Here is a 746-nt window from a genome sequence, read left to right on the forward strand (position 1 = left end):
TAGCGATGGTTGCCGTGCTGCCAGCGGTGTAGGTGGTATCACCGATGGTGAAGTTGACCACGCTGACCGGGCCGTCAACGCTGCTCGTGCCGGTGAGGACACTGCCGGTCAGGGCGGTGTCTTCCGCGGTGGTTACACTTTCATTGGCGTCCGTGAAGTTGTCGTTGACCGGCGTAACGCTGATGTTCAGGGTCGAAGTGTCGTTGGGTCCCGAACCGTCGGTGACGGTGTAGGTGACGGTCGGCACCGTGCCGTTGTAGTTGGCGGCCGGGGTGAAGGTGTAGGCCCCGTTCGCCGCGATCACCAGGGTACCGACGTTGGCGATGGTCACCGTCTGGCCGGCGTTGAACGTGCCAGTCACACCGTCGATGGTGAAGTTGACCACGCTGACCGGGCCGTCGACGCTCGAGGTGCCGGTGAGGACGCTGCCGGTCACGGCGGTGTCTTCCAGGGTCGAGACCGTTTCGCTGGCGTCGGTGAAGCTGTCGTCGACCGGGGTGACGCTGATGTTCAGGGTCGAAGTGGCGTCTGTGCCGGAACCGTCGGTGACGGTGTAGGTGACCGTTGGTACCGCGCCGTTGTAGTTGGCGGCCGGGGTAAAGGTGTAGGCCCCGTTCGCTGCGATCACCAAGGTACCGACATTGGCGATGGTCGCCGTGGTACCGGCCGTGTAAGTGGTTGCACCGATGGTGAAGTTGACCACGCTGACCGGACCGTCGACGCTCGAGGTACCGGTCAACACGCTG

At 63.8% G+C, this 746-nt stretch carries 1 protein-coding gene; it reads right to left on the reverse strand.

Annotated elements, in window-relative coordinates:
• On the reverse strand, positions 1–746 hold a 746-nt coding region (locus tag PMI31_RS25440; protein ID WP_008022292.1), incomplete at both ends, for a cadherin-like domain-containing protein.

This window comes from Pseudomonas sp. GM55, assembly GCF_000282395.1.
Lineage (GTDB): Bacteria > Pseudomonadota > Gammaproteobacteria > Pseudomonadales > Pseudomonadaceae > Aquipseudomonas > Aquipseudomonas fluorescens_CC.